The organism is Streptomyces sp. NPDC088354 (genome assembly GCF_044753585.1).
In the GTDB taxonomy this organism is placed as follows: Bacteria; Actinomycetota; Actinomycetes; order Streptomycetales; family Streptomycetaceae; genus Actinacidiphila.
The window spans coordinates 36950-52949 of sequence record NZ_JBIVNJ010000023.1 but is presented as its reverse complement, the minus strand read 5'-3'; the positions used below and the strand labels follow the sequence as shown (position 1 = coordinate 52949).

Annotated in this window: 17 protein-coding genes; 14 read left to right on the top strand and 3 right to left on the bottom strand. The window is 72.7% G+C overall.

What is annotated here, in order from left to right; all coding sequences use genetic code 11:
• Window positions 1-137 precede the first annotated feature (137 nt).
• From ACIP98_RS27855 to ACIP98_RS27815, 9 genes are all read left to right on the top strand, one after another.
• Window positions 138-893, top strand: a complete 756-nt coding sequence (locus tag ACIP98_RS27855; protein ID WP_319658853.1) for a GntR family transcriptional regulator — start codon at window positions 138-140, stop codon at window positions 891-893.
• 83 nt (window positions 894-976) lie between these two features.
• The gene (locus ACIP98_RS27850; RefSeq protein ID WP_401978522.1) at window positions 977-1987 is read left to right on the top strand and encodes a sugar ABC transporter substrate-binding protein; all 1011 of its coding nucleotides are present in this window, start codon (window positions 977-979) and stop codon (window positions 1985-1987) included.
• Window positions 1984-3006, top strand: a complete 1023-nt coding sequence (locus tag ACIP98_RS27845; RefSeq protein WP_319658851.1) for an ABC transporter permease — start codon at window positions 1984-1986, stop codon at window positions 3004-3006. The genes ACIP98_RS27850 and ACIP98_RS27845 overlap by 4 nt, the downstream gene beginning before the upstream one ends.
• On the top strand, window positions 3003-3782 hold the full coding sequence (locus ACIP98_RS27840) for an ATP-binding cassette domain-containing protein (RefSeq protein WP_401978520.1): 780 nt from the start codon (window positions 3003-3005) through the stop codon (window positions 3780-3782). The genes ACIP98_RS27845 and ACIP98_RS27840 overlap by 4 nt, the downstream gene beginning before the upstream one ends.
• A gap of 198 nt (window positions 3783-3980) precedes the next feature.
• On the top strand, window positions 3981-5117 hold the full coding sequence (locus ACIP98_RS27835; protein WP_319658849.1) for an ROK family glucokinase: 1137 nt from the start codon (window positions 3981-3983) through the stop codon (window positions 5115-5117).
• Between the two features lie 11 nt (window positions 5118-5128).
• Window positions 5129-5644, top strand: a complete 516-nt coding sequence (locus ACIP98_RS27830; RefSeq protein ID WP_319658848.1) for a hypothetical protein — start codon at window positions 5129-5131, stop codon at window positions 5642-5644.
• A gap of 70 nt (window positions 5645-5714) precedes the next feature.
• Complete coding sequence (gene pcaD / locus ACIP98_RS27825; protein WP_319658847.1) at window positions 5715-7007, top strand: 3-oxoadipate enol-lactonase; 1293 nt, start codon at window positions 5715-5717, stop codon at window positions 7005-7007.
• 103 nt (window positions 7008-7110) lie between these two features.
• Window positions 7111-7758: an MBL fold metallo-hydrolase gene (locus ACIP98_RS27820; protein ID WP_319658846.1), complete on the top strand. Its 648-nt coding sequence runs from the start codon at window positions 7111-7113 to the stop codon at window positions 7756-7758.
• 58 nt (window positions 7759-7816) lie between these two features.
• Window positions 7817-8596 carry an exodeoxyribonuclease III gene (locus ACIP98_RS27815; RefSeq protein ID WP_401978517.1) on the top strand — a complete coding sequence of 260 codons (780 nt, stop codon included), beginning with the start codon at window positions 7817-7819 and terminating at the stop codon, window positions 8594-8596.
• Here the strand turns inward: ACIP98_RS27815 and ACIP98_RS27810 are convergent.
• A complete protein-coding gene (locus tag ACIP98_RS27810) occupies window positions 8521-9369 on the bottom strand; it encodes a hypothetical protein (protein ID WP_401978516.1) in 849 nt (282 codons plus the stop codon). The two genes, ACIP98_RS27815 and ACIP98_RS27810, sit on opposite strands and share 76 nt — an antisense overlap.
• 283 nt (window positions 9370-9652) lie before the next feature.
• Between ACIP98_RS27810 and ACIP98_RS27805 the strand changes: the two genes are divergently transcribed.
• The gene (locus ACIP98_RS27805) at window positions 9653-10093 is read left to right on the top strand and encodes a DUF6278 family protein (protein ID WP_401978514.1); all 441 of its coding nucleotides are present in this window, start codon (window positions 9653-9655) and stop codon (window positions 10091-10093) included.
• Between the two features lie 16 nt (window positions 10094-10109).
• Here ACIP98_RS27805 and ACIP98_RS27800 read toward each other — a convergent pair whose 3' ends face one another.
• On the bottom strand, window positions 10110-10967 hold the full coding sequence (locus ACIP98_RS27800; RefSeq protein ID WP_401978512.1) for an XRE family transcriptional regulator: 858 nt from the start codon (window positions 10965-10967) through the stop codon (window positions 10110-10112).
• Window positions 10968-11105: 138 nt separating this feature from the next.
• On the opposite strand from ACIP98_RS27800, the gene ACIP98_RS27795 reads away from it, so the two are divergent.
• The 3 genes from ACIP98_RS27795 to ACIP98_RS27785 all read left to right on the top strand — a co-directional run bounded on the left by ACIP98_RS27795 (window position 11106) and on the right by ACIP98_RS27785 (window position 13102).
• Window positions 11106-11627: an ATP-binding protein gene (locus ACIP98_RS27795; protein WP_401978511.1), complete on the top strand. Its 522-nt coding sequence runs from the start codon at window positions 11106-11108 to the stop codon at window positions 11625-11627.
• A gap of 29 nt (window positions 11628-11656) precedes the next feature.
• Entirely contained in the window at window positions 11657-11941 is a 285-nt protein-coding gene (locus ACIP98_RS27790) for a TfoX/Sxy family DNA transformation protein (protein WP_319658840.1), read from the top strand.
• A gap of 246 nt (window positions 11942-12187) precedes the next feature.
• Complete coding sequence (locus ACIP98_RS27785) at window positions 12188-13102, top strand: SGNH/GDSL hydrolase family protein (RefSeq protein WP_319658839.1); 915 nt, start codon at window positions 12188-12190, stop codon at window positions 13100-13102.
• Between the two features lie 38 nt (window positions 13103-13140).
• Here ACIP98_RS27785 and ACIP98_RS27780 read toward each other — a convergent pair whose 3' ends face one another.
• On the bottom strand, window positions 13141-13914 hold the full coding sequence (locus ACIP98_RS27780; protein ID WP_401978510.1) for a hypothetical protein: 774 nt from the start codon (window positions 13912-13914) through the stop codon (window positions 13141-13143).
• 88 nt (window positions 13915-14002) lie between these two features.
• Here ACIP98_RS27780 and ggt point away from each other — a divergent pair, with 88 nt between their 5' ends.
• Window positions 14003-15811, top strand: a complete 1809-nt coding sequence (gene ggt / locus ACIP98_RS27775) for a gamma-glutamyltransferase (protein WP_401978509.1) — start codon at window positions 14003-14005, stop codon at window positions 15809-15811.
• Window positions 15812-16000 lie beyond the last annotated feature (189 nt).

Genomic DNA, 16000 nt, shown 5'->3' with positions numbered 1-16000 from the left:
CACCGGCACACCCACCGCACACCACCGGTCGGTGGCCGCCCTGGCCACGGGCCCTTCCAGAAGGCGCGGGACTCAAATGTTCGGACAATGTGATGTCAGAGTTTCCTGAGGTCGAGACCGGCGGATACGCTCCCTCTGTGTCCAAAGCAGAGTCCGCGCCGCTCGAGTTCGAAGTGGACCGCTCGAGCCCGGTGCCGCTGTACTACCAGCTCGCTCAGCAGCTGGAGGGCGCCATCGAGCACGGCCGGCTCGCCCCGGGCAGCCTGCTCGGCAACGAGATCGAACTCGCCGGACGCCTCGGCCTGTCGCGGCCGACCGTCCGCCAGGCCATCCAGTCCCTGGTCGACAAGGGACTGCTGGTGCGCCGCCGCGGTGTGGGTACCCAGGTCGTGCACAGCCAGGTCAAGCGCCCCCTGGAGCTGAGCAGCCTCTTCGACGACCTCCAGGCCGCCGGTCAGAGCCCCGCGACCCGGGTGCTGCGCAACGACGCCGTGGCCGCCTCCGCCGAGGTCGCCGCCGCCCTCGGCATCGCCGAGGGAAGCGAGGTCCGCGTCCTGCACCGGCTGCGGCTCACCCATGGCGAGCCGATGGCCCACATGTGCAACTACCTGCCGCCAGGGCTCATCGACCTGGACACCGCCAGGCTGGAGGCGACCGGTCTGTACCGCATGATGCGGGCCGCCGGCATCACCCTGCACAGTGCCCGTCAGTCCGTCGGCGCCCGTTCCGCGACCGTGGAGGAGGGCGAACTGCTGGGGGAGGACCCGGGCGCCGCGCTGCTGACCATGAGCCGCACGACGTACGACGACACCGGGCGGGCCGTCGAGTACGGCACGCACATCTACCGCGCCTCCCGCTACGCATTCGAGTTCCAGCTCCTCGTGCGCGCCTGAGTCGTCCGTCACCCTTGGGGCAGAGCATTGCTCCGAGTGACGGATACTGGGTCCTTTCCAGGATCGGCAGGGAAGGCACCCAGGTGGAGAGGGCGAACATCGGCAGGCGCGTGCTCGGCGCGCTACTGACCGTGGCCATCGGCGCGACGATAGCGGGCTGCAGCAGCACCGGCGGCCTGCGCGCGGAGCAGCGTGCCAAGGAGGCGCGGGCCAATGGCTCGGCCGTCGACACCCCGCGGTGGAAGATCGCCATGGTCACCCACGCTGGAGCCGGCGACACCTTCTGGGACATCGTCCAGAAGGGCGCCAAGCAGGCCGCCGCCAAGGACAACATCACCTTCCTGTACTCCAACAGCGACCAGGGCAAGGACCAGGCGCAGCTCGTCCAGACGGCCATCGACCAGCGCGTCGACGGCCTGGTCGTCACGCTCGCCAAGCCGGAGGCCATGAAGGACGTCGTCCTGAAGGCGGAGAAGGCCGGGATCCCGGTCGTCACCATCAACTCCGGCTCTGCCGAGTCCAAGGAGTACGGCGCCCTCGCCCACATCGGTCAGGACGAGACGATCGCCGGCGAGGCTGTCGGCGACGAGCTCAACGGCCGCGGCAAGAAGCACGTCCTGTGCGTCCTGCACGAGCAGGGCAACGTCGGCCACGAGCAGCGCTGCGCGGGTGTGAAGACCACCTTCAAGGGCACCACGGAGAACCTGTACGTCAACGGCACCAACATGCCCGACGTCCAGTCCGCCCTCCAGGCCAAGCTCCAGTCCGACCCCTCGGTGGACGCCGTCGTCACCCTGGGCGCGCCCTTCGCCGCCACCGCCGCCAAGGCCAAGGAGCAGGCGGGCAGCCGGGCGGAGGTCGACACCTTCGACCTCAACGCCCAGGTCGCGGCCGCACTGAAGGCGGGCACCATCGGTTTCGCCGTCGACCAGCAGCCCTATCTGCAGGGCTACGAGGCGATCGACCTGCTGTGGCTCCACCGCTACAACGCCGACGTCCTCGGCGGCGGCAAGCCGGTCCTCACCGGCCCGCAGATCGTCACCAAGGACGACGCGGCGGCCCTGGAGGACTACGCGAAGCGGGGCACCAGGTGAGCGCGGAAACCCTCCTGCCGCCGCGCCGGCTGACCCACCGCCTGCTGGGCCGCCCCGAACTGGGCGCGGTCGTCGGCGCCGCCGCGGTCTTCGTGTTCTTCGCGGTGTCCGCCGACTCCTTTGTGCGGCCCGAGAGCGTCGGCACCATCCTGTACGCCGCGTCCACCATCGGGATCATGGCGGTCCCGGTCGCGCTGCTGATGATCGGCGGCGAGTTCGACCTGTCGGCGGGTGTCCTGGTCACCAGCTCCGCCCTGGTGTCGTCGATGTTCAGCTACCAGATGACGGCCAACGTCTGGGTCGGCGTCGCCGTCTCGCTGCTCGTCACCCTCGCCATCGGCTTCCTCAACGGCGTCCTGCTCGTGCGCACGAAGCTGCCGAGCTTCATCGTCACGCTCGGCACCTTCCTGATGCTCACGGGCGCCAACCTGGGCCTGACCAAGCTCATCGACGGCACGGTCAGCACCAAGTCCATCGCCGACATGGAGGGCTTCTCCTCCGCCCGGGCCCTGTTCGCCTCGCACCTGACCATCGGCGACGTGGACCTCCAGGTCACCATCGCCTGGTGGGTCGCGCTGGTGGCCCTCGCGACCTGGGTGCTGCTGCGCACCCGCGCGGGCAACTGGATCTTCGCCTCGGGCGGCAACCCCGACGCCGCCCGCGCGGTCGGCGTCCCCGTCGCCCGCACCAAGATCGGGCTGTACACGGCCGTCGCCCTTTGCGCGTGGATCTCCGGGCAGCACCTGCTGTTCTCCTTCGACGTGGTGCAGTCGGGGGAGGGCGTCGGCAACGAGTTCCTGTACATCATCGCCGCGGTCATCGGCGGTTGCCTGATGACCGGCGGCCACGGCTCGGCCATCGGGTCGGCGGTCGGCGCGTTCATCTTCGGCATGACCAGCAAGGGCATCGTGTACGCGCAGTGGAACCCGGACTGGTTCAAGTTCTTCCTCGGCGCCATGCTGCTGCTGGCGACGCTGCTGAACGCGTGGGTGCGCAAGCGGGCGGAGGCGGCCAAGTGACGGCCCTGGTGAAGCTGACCGGTGTCGGCAAGTCGTACGGCAGCGTCCGCGCGCTGGAGGACGTGTCCCTGGAGGTCCACGCCGGGGAGATCACCTGCGTCCTCGGCGACAACGGCGCGGGCAAGTCCACCCTCATCAAGATCATCGCGGGGCTCCACCCGCACGACACCGGCACCTACGAGATCGAGGGCGAGGCGGTCCGCCACACCTCGCCCCGCGAGGCGCTGGACCGCGGCATCGCCACGGTCCACCAGGACCTCGCCGTCGTCCCGCTCATGCCGGTCTGGCGCAACTTCTTCCTCGGCTCGGAGCCGCGCGTCGGGCGCGGCCCCTTCAAGCGGCTCGACGTCGCCACGATGCGCGCCACCACCCGCGCGGAACTGCTGCGCATGGGCATCGACCTGCCCGACGTGGACCGGCCCATCGGCACGCTCTCCGGCGGCCAGCGGCAGTCCGTCGCCATCGCGCGCGCCGTCCACTTCGGCGCGAAGGTGCTGATCCTGGACGAGCCCACGGCGGCGCTCGGCGTCAAGCAGTCCGGTGTCGTGCTCAAGTACGTCGCCGCGGCGCGGGACGCGGGCCTTGGCGTGGTGCTCATCACGCACAACCCGCACCACGCCCACCTCGTCGGCGACCGCTTCGTCCTCCTGCGCCGCGGCGCGGTGTCCGGCGCGTACACCAGGGACGGCATCTCCCTGGACGACCTGACCCGCGAGATGGCCGGGGGCAGCGACCTCGAAGCCCTCACCCACGAGCTGCGCCGCGCCACCGGCTGACGGACCTCCCGCCCGCCGGTGCAGTGGCAGGGCACCGGCGGGGCAGAAGCACCCTGTCGCGCGGCGCGAGGGGCGGCCCCCCGGGGGCGTCGAAGGCCCGCACTTAGAATCACTGAGGACCCAGCCCCGACCGCCGGAGAGACGAGCCTTGCGAGCGACCGAGCAGCAGCCCCGGACCGGAACCGCGGCGGTGAACAGATGAGCACGTACCGTGAGCGCACCTACCGCGGAGGTTCCGCGCGTTCCTCCAGCAGTTCCACCCTCCTGAGCACCGTGGGCCGCCGTGAGCGGCGTTCGCACCTCACCGCCCCGCGGGTGCCGACCGTCGGCATCGACATCGGCGGCACAAAGGTGATGGCCGGCGTCGTCGACGCGGACGGCAACATCCTGGAGAAGCTGCGCACGGAGACCCCGGACAAGAGCAAGAGCCCGAAGGTCGTCGAGGACACCATCACCGAGCTCGTCCTGGACCTGTCCGAGCGCCACGATGTGCACGCCGTCGGCATCGGCGCGGCGGGCTGGGTGGACGCCGACCGCTCCCGGGTGCTCTTCGCGCCGCACCTGGCCTGGCGGGACGAGCCGCTCAAGGACCGCCTCACCGAGCGCCTCCGCGTCCCGGTCATGGTGGACAACGACGCCAACACCGCCGCCTGGGCGGAATGGCGCTTCGGCGCGGGCCGCGGCGAGAACGACCTCGTCATGATCACGCTCGGCACCGGCATCGGCGGCGCCATCCTGGAGGACGGCCACGTCAAGCGCGGCCGCTACGGGGTGGCGGGCGAATTCGGCCACATGCAGGTGGTGCCGGGCGGCCACCGCTGCGCCTGCGGCAACCGCGGCTGCTGGGAGCAGTACAGCTCGGGCAACGCCCTGGTGCGCGAGGCCCGCGAGCTGGCGGCCGCGGACTCGCCGGTCGCCTACGGGATCATCGACCGGGTCGGCGGCCAGGTGCGGGAGATCACCGGTCCGCTCATCACGGAGCTCGCCCGTGAGGGTGACGCGATGTGCGTCGAGCTCTTCCAGGAGATCGGCCAGTGGCTGGGCGTCGGCATCGCCAATCTCGCCGCTGCCCTGGACCCTTCCTGCTTCGTCATCGGCGGCGGCGTCAGCGCAGCCGACGATCTGCTGATCGCCCCCGCCCGGGACGCGTTCCGGCGGCACCTGACCGGGCGCGGCTACCGGCCCGAAGCGCGTATCGTCAAGGCCCAGCTCGGCCCCGAGGCCGGGATGGTCGGTGCCGCGGACCTGGCACGGCTGGTCGCCCGTCGCTTCCGGCGTGCGAACCGCCGCCGGGTCGAGCGGTACGAGCGCTACGCGAAGGTTGTCGGCAAGTGAGCAGTCCCCCCATGAGGAAGCCGCCCCGCTGGGTGCAGTGGACGGTCGTCCCGCTGCTGGTCCTCGTGCCCATCTTCTACGTGATCATCTCCGCGGAGCAGAGCCGCGACGGCGGCGAGCAGAAGCAGAAGCAGGCGGCGGCCACCACGCTCACCTACCTGTGGCCCACCAAGGTGCAGCGCCGCATCTACCAGGTGCCGATTCCCGCCAGGTCGCGCCCCGTGGCCTACCTGGAGACCAACAACTGGGCGGCCAGCTCGCTCTATGTGCAGTTCACCACCAGCCAGGGCGGCCTCGACACGTTCCTGGCCCAGGTGGGGAGCAGCCGGGCCGCGCTCAAGGACGGCGAGGTGACGGTGAGCCCCAAGCAGGCGCGCACCGTGCGCTGGGCCTTCGGCTCCGGCCAGCACTGGGCCGGGGTGCGGCTCCAGCAGCACGGCGACAAGCCCGACCACGACATCACGGTCGACCTGACGAGCCCGGACGCGCCCGTGGTCTACGTCGTCTCGACCATGGACTTCGCCTGACGCCCGTGCCGGATCGGCCGGGCGGGGGGCGGTGGCACCGCCCGGCCGTTCGCTCGATAGCGTGACAAGTGTGAGCGACGAGCAGACCCCGAAGACCCTCCAGTACCGCTTCGACGGCCCCGAGGACGCCCCGGTCCTCGTACTCGGCCCCTCACTCGGCACCACCTGGCACATGTGGGACCGGCAGGTGCCCGAGCTGACGCGCCAATGGCGCGTCCTGCGGTACGACCTGCCGGGGCACGGCGGCGCGCCCGCGGATCCCTCGGCCTCGACCGCCGAACTGGCCGACCGGCTCCTGCGCACTCTCGACCAGGCCGGGATCGAGCGCTTCGGCTACGCGGGTTGCTCCTTCGGCGGTGCCATCGGGACCCAGCTGGCGCTGCGCGCCCCGCACCGTGTGGCCGCCCTCGCGCTGATCTCCTCGGCCGCCCGCTACGGCACCCCCGACGCCTGGCGTCAGCGCGGCGTGATCGTCCGGGCCAACGGGCTGGACCAGATCGCCCAGAGTGCCCCGGAGCGCTGGTTCGCCCCCGGCTTCCGCACCGCGCAGACGGCCATCGTCGACTGGGCCGTGCAGATGGTGCGCAGTACCGACCCCGAGTGCTACGTCGCCGCCTGCGAGGCCCTCGCCTCCCACGACGTCCGCGCCGACCTGGACCGGATCGCCGTACCGGCGCTCGTGCTGAACGGCTCCGAGGACCCGGTCACGCCCCCGGCGGACGCCAGGGCGCTGGTGGCCGGGATCACCGACGCGCGGCTTGCGGTCGTCCCCGGCGCCTCGCACCTGGTGCCGGTCGAGCAGCCCGCGGCGGTGACCGAACTGCTGGTCCGCCACTTCGAGGCCCCGTGGTCCGAGCCGACCGGCACGTACACCATGGCGCCGGCCCCCACCGCGCCCGTCGCGCCCATGACCACGCCGCTGTCCGGGGCGCCCTCCCCGGTGGCACCCTTCGCCGGATCGGCGGCCGCCGCGGGCGTCCGGCCCGGCGCCTACGACGAGGGCGACCGCATCCGCCGCGAGGTGCTGGGCGACGCCCACGTCGACCGGGCCGCGCAGCAGGCCGACGGTTTCGGCGTGGACTTCGAGGACTTCGTCACCCGCTATGCCTGGGGCGAGGTCTGGAACCGGCCCGGGCTCGACCGCCGCACCCGCAGCGTGGTGAGCCTGACCGCGCTGGTGGCCGGCGGTCACCACGACGACCTGGCCGCGCACATCAGGGCGGCGCTGCGCAACGGGCTGAGCCCCGCCGAGATCGAGGAAGTGCTGCTCCAGACCGCCGTGCACTGCGGGGTCCCGGCCGCCGGCGCCGCCTTCACGGTGGCGCGCCAGGTGATCCGGGAGGAGACTCACCCGGGGGAGTGAGACCGCGCGCGGCGCCCGTATCCCGGTACTTCCCGCACCAGGACGGTGCGCCCGGCCTCGGCCATGATGGCCATGCAAAGGATCACCGCCGCGGAGGAGAGTCATGAAACTGACGAAGAGGGGCCACGCCTGCGTCCGGCTGGAGAAGGACGGGCGCGCGCTCGTCATCGACCCCGGGGCCTTCACCGAGCCGCAGGCCGCGGCCGGGGCGGAGGCGGTCCTCGTCACCCACGAGCACGCCGACCACTTCACCGAGGAGCAACTGCGCGCCGCTCTGGAGTCCAACCCCGCAGCCGAGGTCTGGACGCTGAAGAGCGTCGCGGACCAGGTCTCCGCCGCGTTCCCCGGCCGGGTGCACACCGTCGGCGAGGGGGACACCTTCAGCGCGGCGGGCTTCGACATCGAGGTGCACGGACAGCTCCACGCGGTGATCCACCCCGACATCCCGCGGATCACCAACGTCGGCTTCCTGGTCGACGGGTCCGTCTTCCACCCCGGTGATGCCCTCACCGTCCCGGGCCGTTCCGTCGAGACGGTGCTGCTGCCGGTGCAGGCACCCTGGAGCAAGGTCTCCGAGGTGATCGACTACCTGCGCGAGCTCAAGCCGGCCCGGGCCATCGACGTGCACGACGGTTTGCTGACCGATGTGGCCGCGACCCTCTACGGCCGGCTGCTCGGTCCCGACGGCCCCGGTGTGGCCGGTGCCGAGCACGGCAGGCTGGCCCCCGGCGACAGCGTCGAGCTGGGCTGACGCCCCGCGCGGAGGCGGGCGGGGCCGGTTGTCGGACGCGGGCGGTAGATTCGGTGCCATGCGCATCGCCACCTGGAACGTCAACTCCATCACCGCCCGCCTGCCGCGGCTGCTCGCCTGGCTGGAGGACAGCACCCCGGACGTGCTGTGCGTCCAGGAGACCAAGTGCGCCGAGGCGCAGTTCCCCTTCGACGAGCTGCGCGCCCTCGGTTACGAGACCGCCGTCAACGCCACCGGCCGGTGGAACGGGGTGGCGCTGCTCTCCCGTGTCGGCCTGGAGGACGTCGTCGTCGGCCTGCCCGGCGGACCGCTGTACGAGGACGTCGAGGAGCCCCGCGCGGTGTCGGCCACCTGCGGCGCGGTCCGCGTCTGGTCGGTGTACGTGCCCAACGGCCGCGAGGTCGGCCACGACCACTACGCCTACAAGCTCCGCTGGTTCGAGGCGCTGCGTGCCGCCGTCGCCGAGGACGCGGCGGCCGAGCGCCCCTTCGCCGTCCTCGGCGACTACAACGTGGCCCCCACCGACGAGGACGTGTGGGACCCCACCGTCTTCGAGGGGATGACGCACGTCACGCCGGCCGAGCGGGAGGCGCTGGCGAGCCTGCGCGAGGCGGGACTGAGCGACGTGGTGCCCCGTCCCCTCAAGTACGACCGCCCCTACACCTATTGGGACTACCGCCAGCTGGCCTTCCCCAAGAACCGCGGCATGCGCATCGACCTGGTCTACGCGAACCAGCCCTTCACCAAGGCCGTGAGCGACGCCTACGTCGACCGCGAGGAGCGCAAGGGCAAGGGCGCCTCCGACCACGCCCCGGTGGTCGTCGACCTCGACGTCTGAGCGCTGCGGGGCATCCCGACCGCGAAGCGGCCGCCGTGCCGGCGCTGGAACTCCACCCAGCCACCGCGCGGCCCGGGCGGGCAGGGCAGGTGGAGGGTGGCCGGGGCGGCCACCTCGCGCAGGTCCACCACCACCGCCTCGTCCGGCAGTCCGGCCAGGGCGGCGGCCAGTTCCGGGTCGGCGCCGCGGCGGGCCGCGGCGACCGGGACGCCGCGCAGGTCGGGCCGGTAGGAGACCACGTGCGAGGTCTCGGCCAGCCGTTCCAGCACCGTGGCGTTGTCGGCCGAGGGGCCATGGCCTTCCAGGATCTGAGTCCCCGTGCGCTCCAGCGCCGCCAGCCCCGCGCACGCGAGCGTGGTCACCCAGGCGACCAGGGACGGCGCCACATAGGCCCAGGTCTCCTGGAACACCCCGGTCGTGGCGAACACCCGCCCCCAGGCGCCGGTGCCCGCGTCCACGTCGACGAAGAGCGTGTCCTCGCCCGCCTCGTGCAGCAGATGCGCCGAGCCGGGCGGCCCCACCGCCCAGCCGCCCGTGGCCAGCCCCCGTTCCGGCGCGAGCCGGTACTCCTCCAGCCCGCCGATCCTGACCGCGCGGACCCGCCCCACCAGGCGGCGCACCTCGGGCGGCAGCGGCACGCCCCAGCCGTCGATCTCGCCCTCGTCGGCGCCGGGGGTCAGGCGCACCGCTCCCGGCGCGCGTTCCGCCAGTTCCTCGAGCAGGCGCCAGGCGCGGTCGGCCGTCCGCAGGGCGGCCTCCCGTTCATCAGACATCCCGTGCTCCTTCTCGCACCGGGCGGCTTCACGCTATGTATTGTGCGGCAACGGAACGTATACAGCGTGCCGTTGCCGCTCCTGCCCGGCCGCGCACGGGCCACCGCCCGGGGGCGGCGCCGCGGGAATCACCCGACCGAGTCCGATACGGGGCATCCGGCCGAACACTCCTGGGGCCGGTGCGGGCGAGGGGAGCACTCGACACAGACTGTGCACGAGACTTTGAGGAAGGCGTACGACGTCACCATCCGGCTTTTCGTGCGGACGGCATACGCTGACCTGCATGGAGATCTCGTTCCTCGACAAGTGGCGCAAAAAGTACGGTGAGGTCGTGGGCACGGCCATGACGGGGCCGGTCGTGGACGACCCCGAGGGCGTCGGTGAACTGCTCGCCGAATGCGAGCTGTTGCGCGCCCGTGCCGAGTCCGAGGGGGTCGCGCTCGACGACACTCCGGCGTCGCTGGGGAGGGTCGACCAGTTGCAGCCGCGCTGGCGCGACGACCCCGACGAGCTCTCCTGGCTCGGCAATGACGCCGGGCTCTACCTCGGCACGGTCATCGTGCGCACGGTGCCGGGCGCCGCCTGGCAGATCTGGCCCAACGGCCGCCCCGTGGTCATGCTCGCCTCGGGACGCGAGCTGGACGTCGTCGAGGCCGGCCACGACTGGGCCGAGAGCGGCACCCCCGAACTGTCGCAGGTGTACGCGGAGGCCTCGGAGCCGTAGGCCGCCGACCCCAAGGTCAGATGACGCGTTCCGCCTCGCCGAGCATGGCCTCGAAGAAGCGGTCGAAGCCGTAGAGGACCGAGCCCGGCGGGGTGGCGGAGAGCCGGTAGACCATCGAGCCGCGCGCGTCGCCGGGCCGTCCGATGACCGAGACGTAGGTGCGGCCGTCGAGCCGGACCAGCCGCCACACCGGCGTGGTCCGGTAGCGGTACACCTCCAGGCGAATCGTTCCCTCTTCGGCGAGCGCGGCAAGCATGTCCTCGGCGAACCGCAGGCTCGACACGAAGAACCGCGGCGTCTCGCCGACCTCCTCGGCGATGCGCGCCGCCGCGGGGCTCTCGGGATGGAGCAGCAGCAGTCGCAGATGCGGCACATCCGCTCGGCCCTCGCCCGTCAGCGGGCCGCGCAGCAGTGAGTCGCCGAGCGCGACCAGTCCCAGGGCCCTGACCCCCACCACGTCCACCGACTCCGCCCCCGCGGCCGCGTCGCGGATCTCGGCCGCCGCCTCCGACTTGGTCAGGGCCACGGCCGCGACACGCGGATGGTCCGTCAGATCGCGGGTGCCGTAACCGCTGAAACGCTGCGGGGCGAGCCCCAGGAGCATCCGCGCGGGGTCCGGCATGCGCAGACCCTGCGCGATCCGCTCGAAGACGTCGAGGCGCACCACCGAGCGGCGCCCGCGCACGATCTCGTTGACCCGGCCCTGCAGCAGCCCCGTCGCGGCGGCGATGCGGGACTGGCTGGCGCCTCCGAACTGCTGGGCGAAGCGGAGGATCGCCCCGGCGTCACGGGAGCGCAGCGCCTCCCGTATCTCGTCCCGCTCCCACGCCCAGGACGGTATCCCGACACCTTCGCCGGAACCCGGTTCCGACATCCACGCCTCCCGTCCACGCCACGGCAGCACCGGCGTTACCAGCGGGTATGTCGTGGTGAGAATAGCGCGGGGGTATCGCGTGCACAGCGGCTTCACGGGAATGCTCGGCGCCACCTACGAGACCTGTGAGGTGGACACATGCGGGAGAACCCGGCCGCGAGACCGCCCGCCCTGAGCCTCGCCCCCGCCTGCGGCCCGGACGAGGCGGCCGCGACGCCCCCGGACCGCGTGGACACCCGGGAGCGACGGGCCGAGCCTCCCGGCGCGCCGCGTGCCTGCACGTTCCTCGACGAGGTCTTCCTCCCGTGCGACGACCTGGCGGCTGTGCACGCCCGGCGCATCCTCTCGGCGACTCTCGACACCTGGGGCCTCGGGCACCTGCTGGGCACCGCCGAGGCCGTTCTCGCCGCACTGGTCGGCAACGCCGTGCGGCACGCCGGTGGCCGCCACCTGGGTATCACGCTGTGGCGGCGGCTGTCCCTGGTGCACCTGTCGGTGCGCGACGGCTCGCGTGCGCTGCCCTGCCTGAGGCTCGTCGGGCCGCCCCCCACCTGCCCGGAGAACGGCAGCGGTCTGCAGGCGGTCTCCTCCCTCAGCTTCCGCTGGGGCACCGAGCTTCTCCCGGCCGGCAAGCGTGTCTGGGCCGAGATCGCCGTCTGACGGGGCGTCGGGAGGTGCATGATGTGGGCATGGACTCCCTGCAGCAGATGCCCAACATCGGAGCTGTACTGGCGGAGCGCCTCCGCCGGGTCGGCGTGACGGACGCCGACGAGCTGCGGCGCCTCGGAGCGGGACGTGCCTTCGCGATGATCCGCGGAGACCTTCCCGAGGACGCGCGCAGCCACACCCTGTTCGCCTTGGAGGGCGCGATCCGCGGCACCCGCTGGACCGCCATCCCCAAGCCCGAGCGGGACGCGCTGGCCGGGCAGGTCCTGGGGGAGGGACACGCCGACGCCACCGCGGGGAGCCAGTAGCTCCGGCGCTCCCGCGTCCCCCTGTCGCGCCCGGGTCCCGTCGCGTCGGCGTCACGGCCACTGCCGTGGCACCGGGCACCGGGCGCCGTGCCGCGCTCCGGCGCGACCGCGACGTGGCACGACGCGCCTCGGGCGCCGTGGGCCGCGGACGGCGGTCACCGTGGTGTGCACTTCCTGCACAGTCATTGACTTTCGCCTCGTCCCGCGCCGAATCTGGACCGTCAGCGTTGACAGGGGGAGGGCCCGATGGCTGTCGGACGTGCGTCGATCCTGGGTGTCGCGGCTGCCGCCGCCGCACTTCTGCTCACGGCCGGGAGCGCGGTGCCGGCCGCCGCGCACGGCGGCGCCGGTCACGGACACGGCCACGGGCCGGGACACGGGCACGGCCACCGCGACGCCTATGTGGCGCTCGGTGACTCGTACACCTCCGGGCCGCTGATCCCCACGCAGGTGGACGTCAACTGTGCCCGCTCCGACCGCAATTACCCCTCGCTGGTGGCCGGGCGACTGCGCGGCGCGGTCCTCACCGACGTGAGCTGCGGCGGCGCCACCACCGCCGAGATGTGGCAGGCCCAGGGCACCAACCCGCCGCAGCTGGACGCCCTGTCCCGTCGGACGTCCCTGGTCACCGTCCAGATCGGCGGCAATGACGTCGGCTTCGGGAGCATCATCCGTACCTGCGCCGGGGCGGCGCTCGGCGACCCCACCGGCAACCCCTGCCAGCGGTACTACTCCTCCGGCGGCAGCGACCAGCTGCGCGCGGCGATCGACGCGACCGCACCGAAGATCGACGCCGTGCTCGACGCCGTCCACCGGCGCGCCCCGCACGCCCGCGTGGTGGTCGTCGGCTACCCGGACCTGCTCCCCGACAGCGGCGTCGGCTGCCGGCCGGCCGTGCCCTTCGCCGACGGGGACTTCGCGTACCTCCGGGACACCGAGAAGCGCCTCAACGCGATGCTCGCCCGGCGCGCGAAGGCCGCCCGGGCCACCTATGTGGACACCTACACGCCGACGGTCGGGCACGACATGTGCACCGCCCCCGGTGTGCGCTGGATCGAGCCGCTGACCCCCGCCGCCCCGGCCGCCCCCGCCCATCCCAACGCGCTCGGCGAGAAGGCGATGGCCGCCGCGGTCCTGGACCGGCTGCACGTCCGCGGGTGAGACCGGCCGCACCCGCGGCCGGCCCGGTGGTCACATGATCATTCCGCGGTCGCGGTCGCCGCCGCGGCCGCGGCCGTGGCCTCCGGGCGGACGACCGGGGTGACCGCGGCCCGGGTCACGTCCGAGACGATCTCCACGACGTCCGGCCCGTACGCCTGCGAGTTGACGACCTTCAGCAGCAGGCAGAACGTCCCGTTGACGCCGTACTTGCGGGTGAGCCGGCCGTAGTGGCGTGCCAGGTAGCGCACCGCCGCCTGGTTGGTGACCGCGCGCTGTCCCGAGGCCAGGAAGACCGGGCGGCTGTTGCCGGTGTTCTCGTCGGCGGCGAGCCGGGCCAGCAGGACGTACTCGGTGGTGCCCTTGTCCATGCGGTAGGTCTCGCCGCCCACGGTCAGCGCGCCCTGGTCCGGGCCGGACTTCTCCCTGCCGACCTCGACGCCCGGCAGCATCGACCGCAGGTGGGCCGCCATGCGGTGGTTGGAGACCGGACCGCCGATGCAGAACTCGGTCCGCGCGCCGAAGCCCTGCCAGGCGGTGTCGTGCGGCAGGATCTCGGCGTTGGCCCGGCACTCCTTGATCAGCGCGGAGAGCTCGATGAGCGCGAAGACGTCGTGCCGCGCCACGCTCCACTCCCGTGCGCCCGGATCACGGTTGACCACCAGCAGGCACTCGGAACCGGCGGGCAGCCCGAAGAAGCGCTGCTTGCGGCGGAGCCGGCGGCGCCACACATAGGTGCGCACGAACCACCCCAGTGCGGCGCTCAGGCCGCTTGCGGCCAGACCCAGCACGATGTTGCGCACGTCGTCGCTCATGGGCCGCGATGGTAGTTGAGGTGTTCCTGACGAGGAACCCGGGGTCGGGTTACGCTGCCTGAACGGTCGCCCTAGTGGAGGTCCACGTATGCGTCGTCACGCCGCACGGATCCTGTCGCTGCTCACCGTCACCGCCACCGCGGCCCTGTCGGTCGCGGCGGCCCCGCCCGGCGGCCCAACCCATCACGGCCCACCGGGCAAGGCACCGCTCGCCGTCGGCTACGGCGGCGCCGTCTCCAGCGTCGACCCCGACGCCTCGGCCGCCGGCATCGAGGTGCTGCGGCGCGGCGGGAACGCCGTGGACGCCGCGGTCGCCACCGCGGCCGCGCTGGGCGTCACCGAGCCGTACTCCTCCGGTATCGGCGGGGGCGGCTACTTCGTGTACTACAGCCCCGGGGACCGCAAGGTCCACACCATCGACGGCCGGGAGACCGCGCCCCGCAGCGCCACCGACCGGCTCTTCGTCGAGAACGGCCAGCCGCTGCCCTTCGACGCCGCCGTCACCAGCGGTCTCAGCGTCGGCGTCCCCGGCACGTCCGCGACCTGGGACACGGCGCTCGACGCCTGGGGCACCCGGAGCCTGGGCGAGGTGCTGAAGCCCGCGGAGCGGATCGCGCGCGACGGCTTCACCGTGGACGCCACCTTCCGCAGCCAGACCGAGGGCAATCTCGCCCGCTTCAAGGACTTCCCCGCCACCGCCGCCCTCTTCCTGCCCGGCGGGCGGCTGCCGGCGGTCGGCTCCACCCTCAAGAACCCCGATCTCGCCCGCACCTACGAGGAGTTGGGCCACAAGGGCATCTCGGCCGTCTACGACGGCGAGATCGGCGCCGACATCGTCAAGACGGTGCGCAAGCCCCCCGTCGACCCGGCCGCCACACGCGTCGTGCGGCCGGGGGACCTCACGGCACGCGACCTCGCGGCCTACCGGGCCGAGGTGCAGAAGCCGACCCGTGTCGCCTACCGCGGGCTGGACGTGTACGGCATCGCACCCTCCTCGTCCGGCGGCACCACGGTCGGCGAGGCGCTCAACATCCTGGAGCGCACCGGCAGCCTGTCCCGGCTGTCCGACGCCCAGTACCTGCACCGCTTCCTGGAGGCGAGCCGGATCTCGTTCGCCGACCGGGGGCGCTGGGTCGGTGACCCGGCCTTCGAGAAGGTCCCCACCGCCGGGCTGCTGTCCCAGCGGTTCGCCGACTCGCGCGCCTGCCTGATCAAGGACGACGCGGTGCTGACCAGCCCGCTCGCACCCGGCGACCCGGCGCACCCCGCGACCTGCGGCGCGGGCGGCACAGCCGCCCCCACCACCTACGAGGGCGAGAACACCACGCACCTGACCGTCGCCGACAAGTGGGGCGGCGTCGTCGCGTACACCCTCACCATCGAGCAGACGGGCGGCAGCGCCATCACCGTGCCCGGCCGCGGTTTCCTGCTCAACAACGAACTGACCGACTTCTCCTTCGTACCGGCGAACCCCGCGGTCCACGACCCCAACCTGCCCGGCCCCGGCAAGCGGCCGCGCTCCTCCATCTCGCCGACGATCGTGCTCAAGAACGGCAAGGTCGACTTCGCGCTGGGCTCACCGGGCGGCGCCACGATCATCACCACCGTCCTGCAGGTGCTGACCGAGCACGTCGACCGGGGCCTGCCGCTCGTCGACGCCATCGCGGCCCCGCGCGCCAGCCAGCGCAACACCGCCACGACCCAGGCAGAGGCGGCATTCCTGGCCGGTCCCGCGGCGGCGCAGCTGAAGGCGCTCGGACAGAACCTGGTGGAGGGCGCCGAGATCGGCGCGGCGACCGGCATTCAGCGGCTGCCGGACGGCCGGTGGCTGGCCGCCGCGGAGCCCGTACGCCGCGGCGGCGGATCCGCGATGGTGGTCCGGAGCAGCCGCCACTGACACCTGACGCAACATCACATGCCGCCCGCCGTAGGGAAGATGACGGCGGGCGGCGACACGACGCGGGGGGCGTGCGCGGGCGCCCGCGCTCCTGCCGCACCCCGGGTGAAAACTCCCTGTAGCGCTCCCGTAACAGGACTGGTGTCGAATGCCAGGCGGACCACACGCTTACGCCGCCCGGCGGCGGGC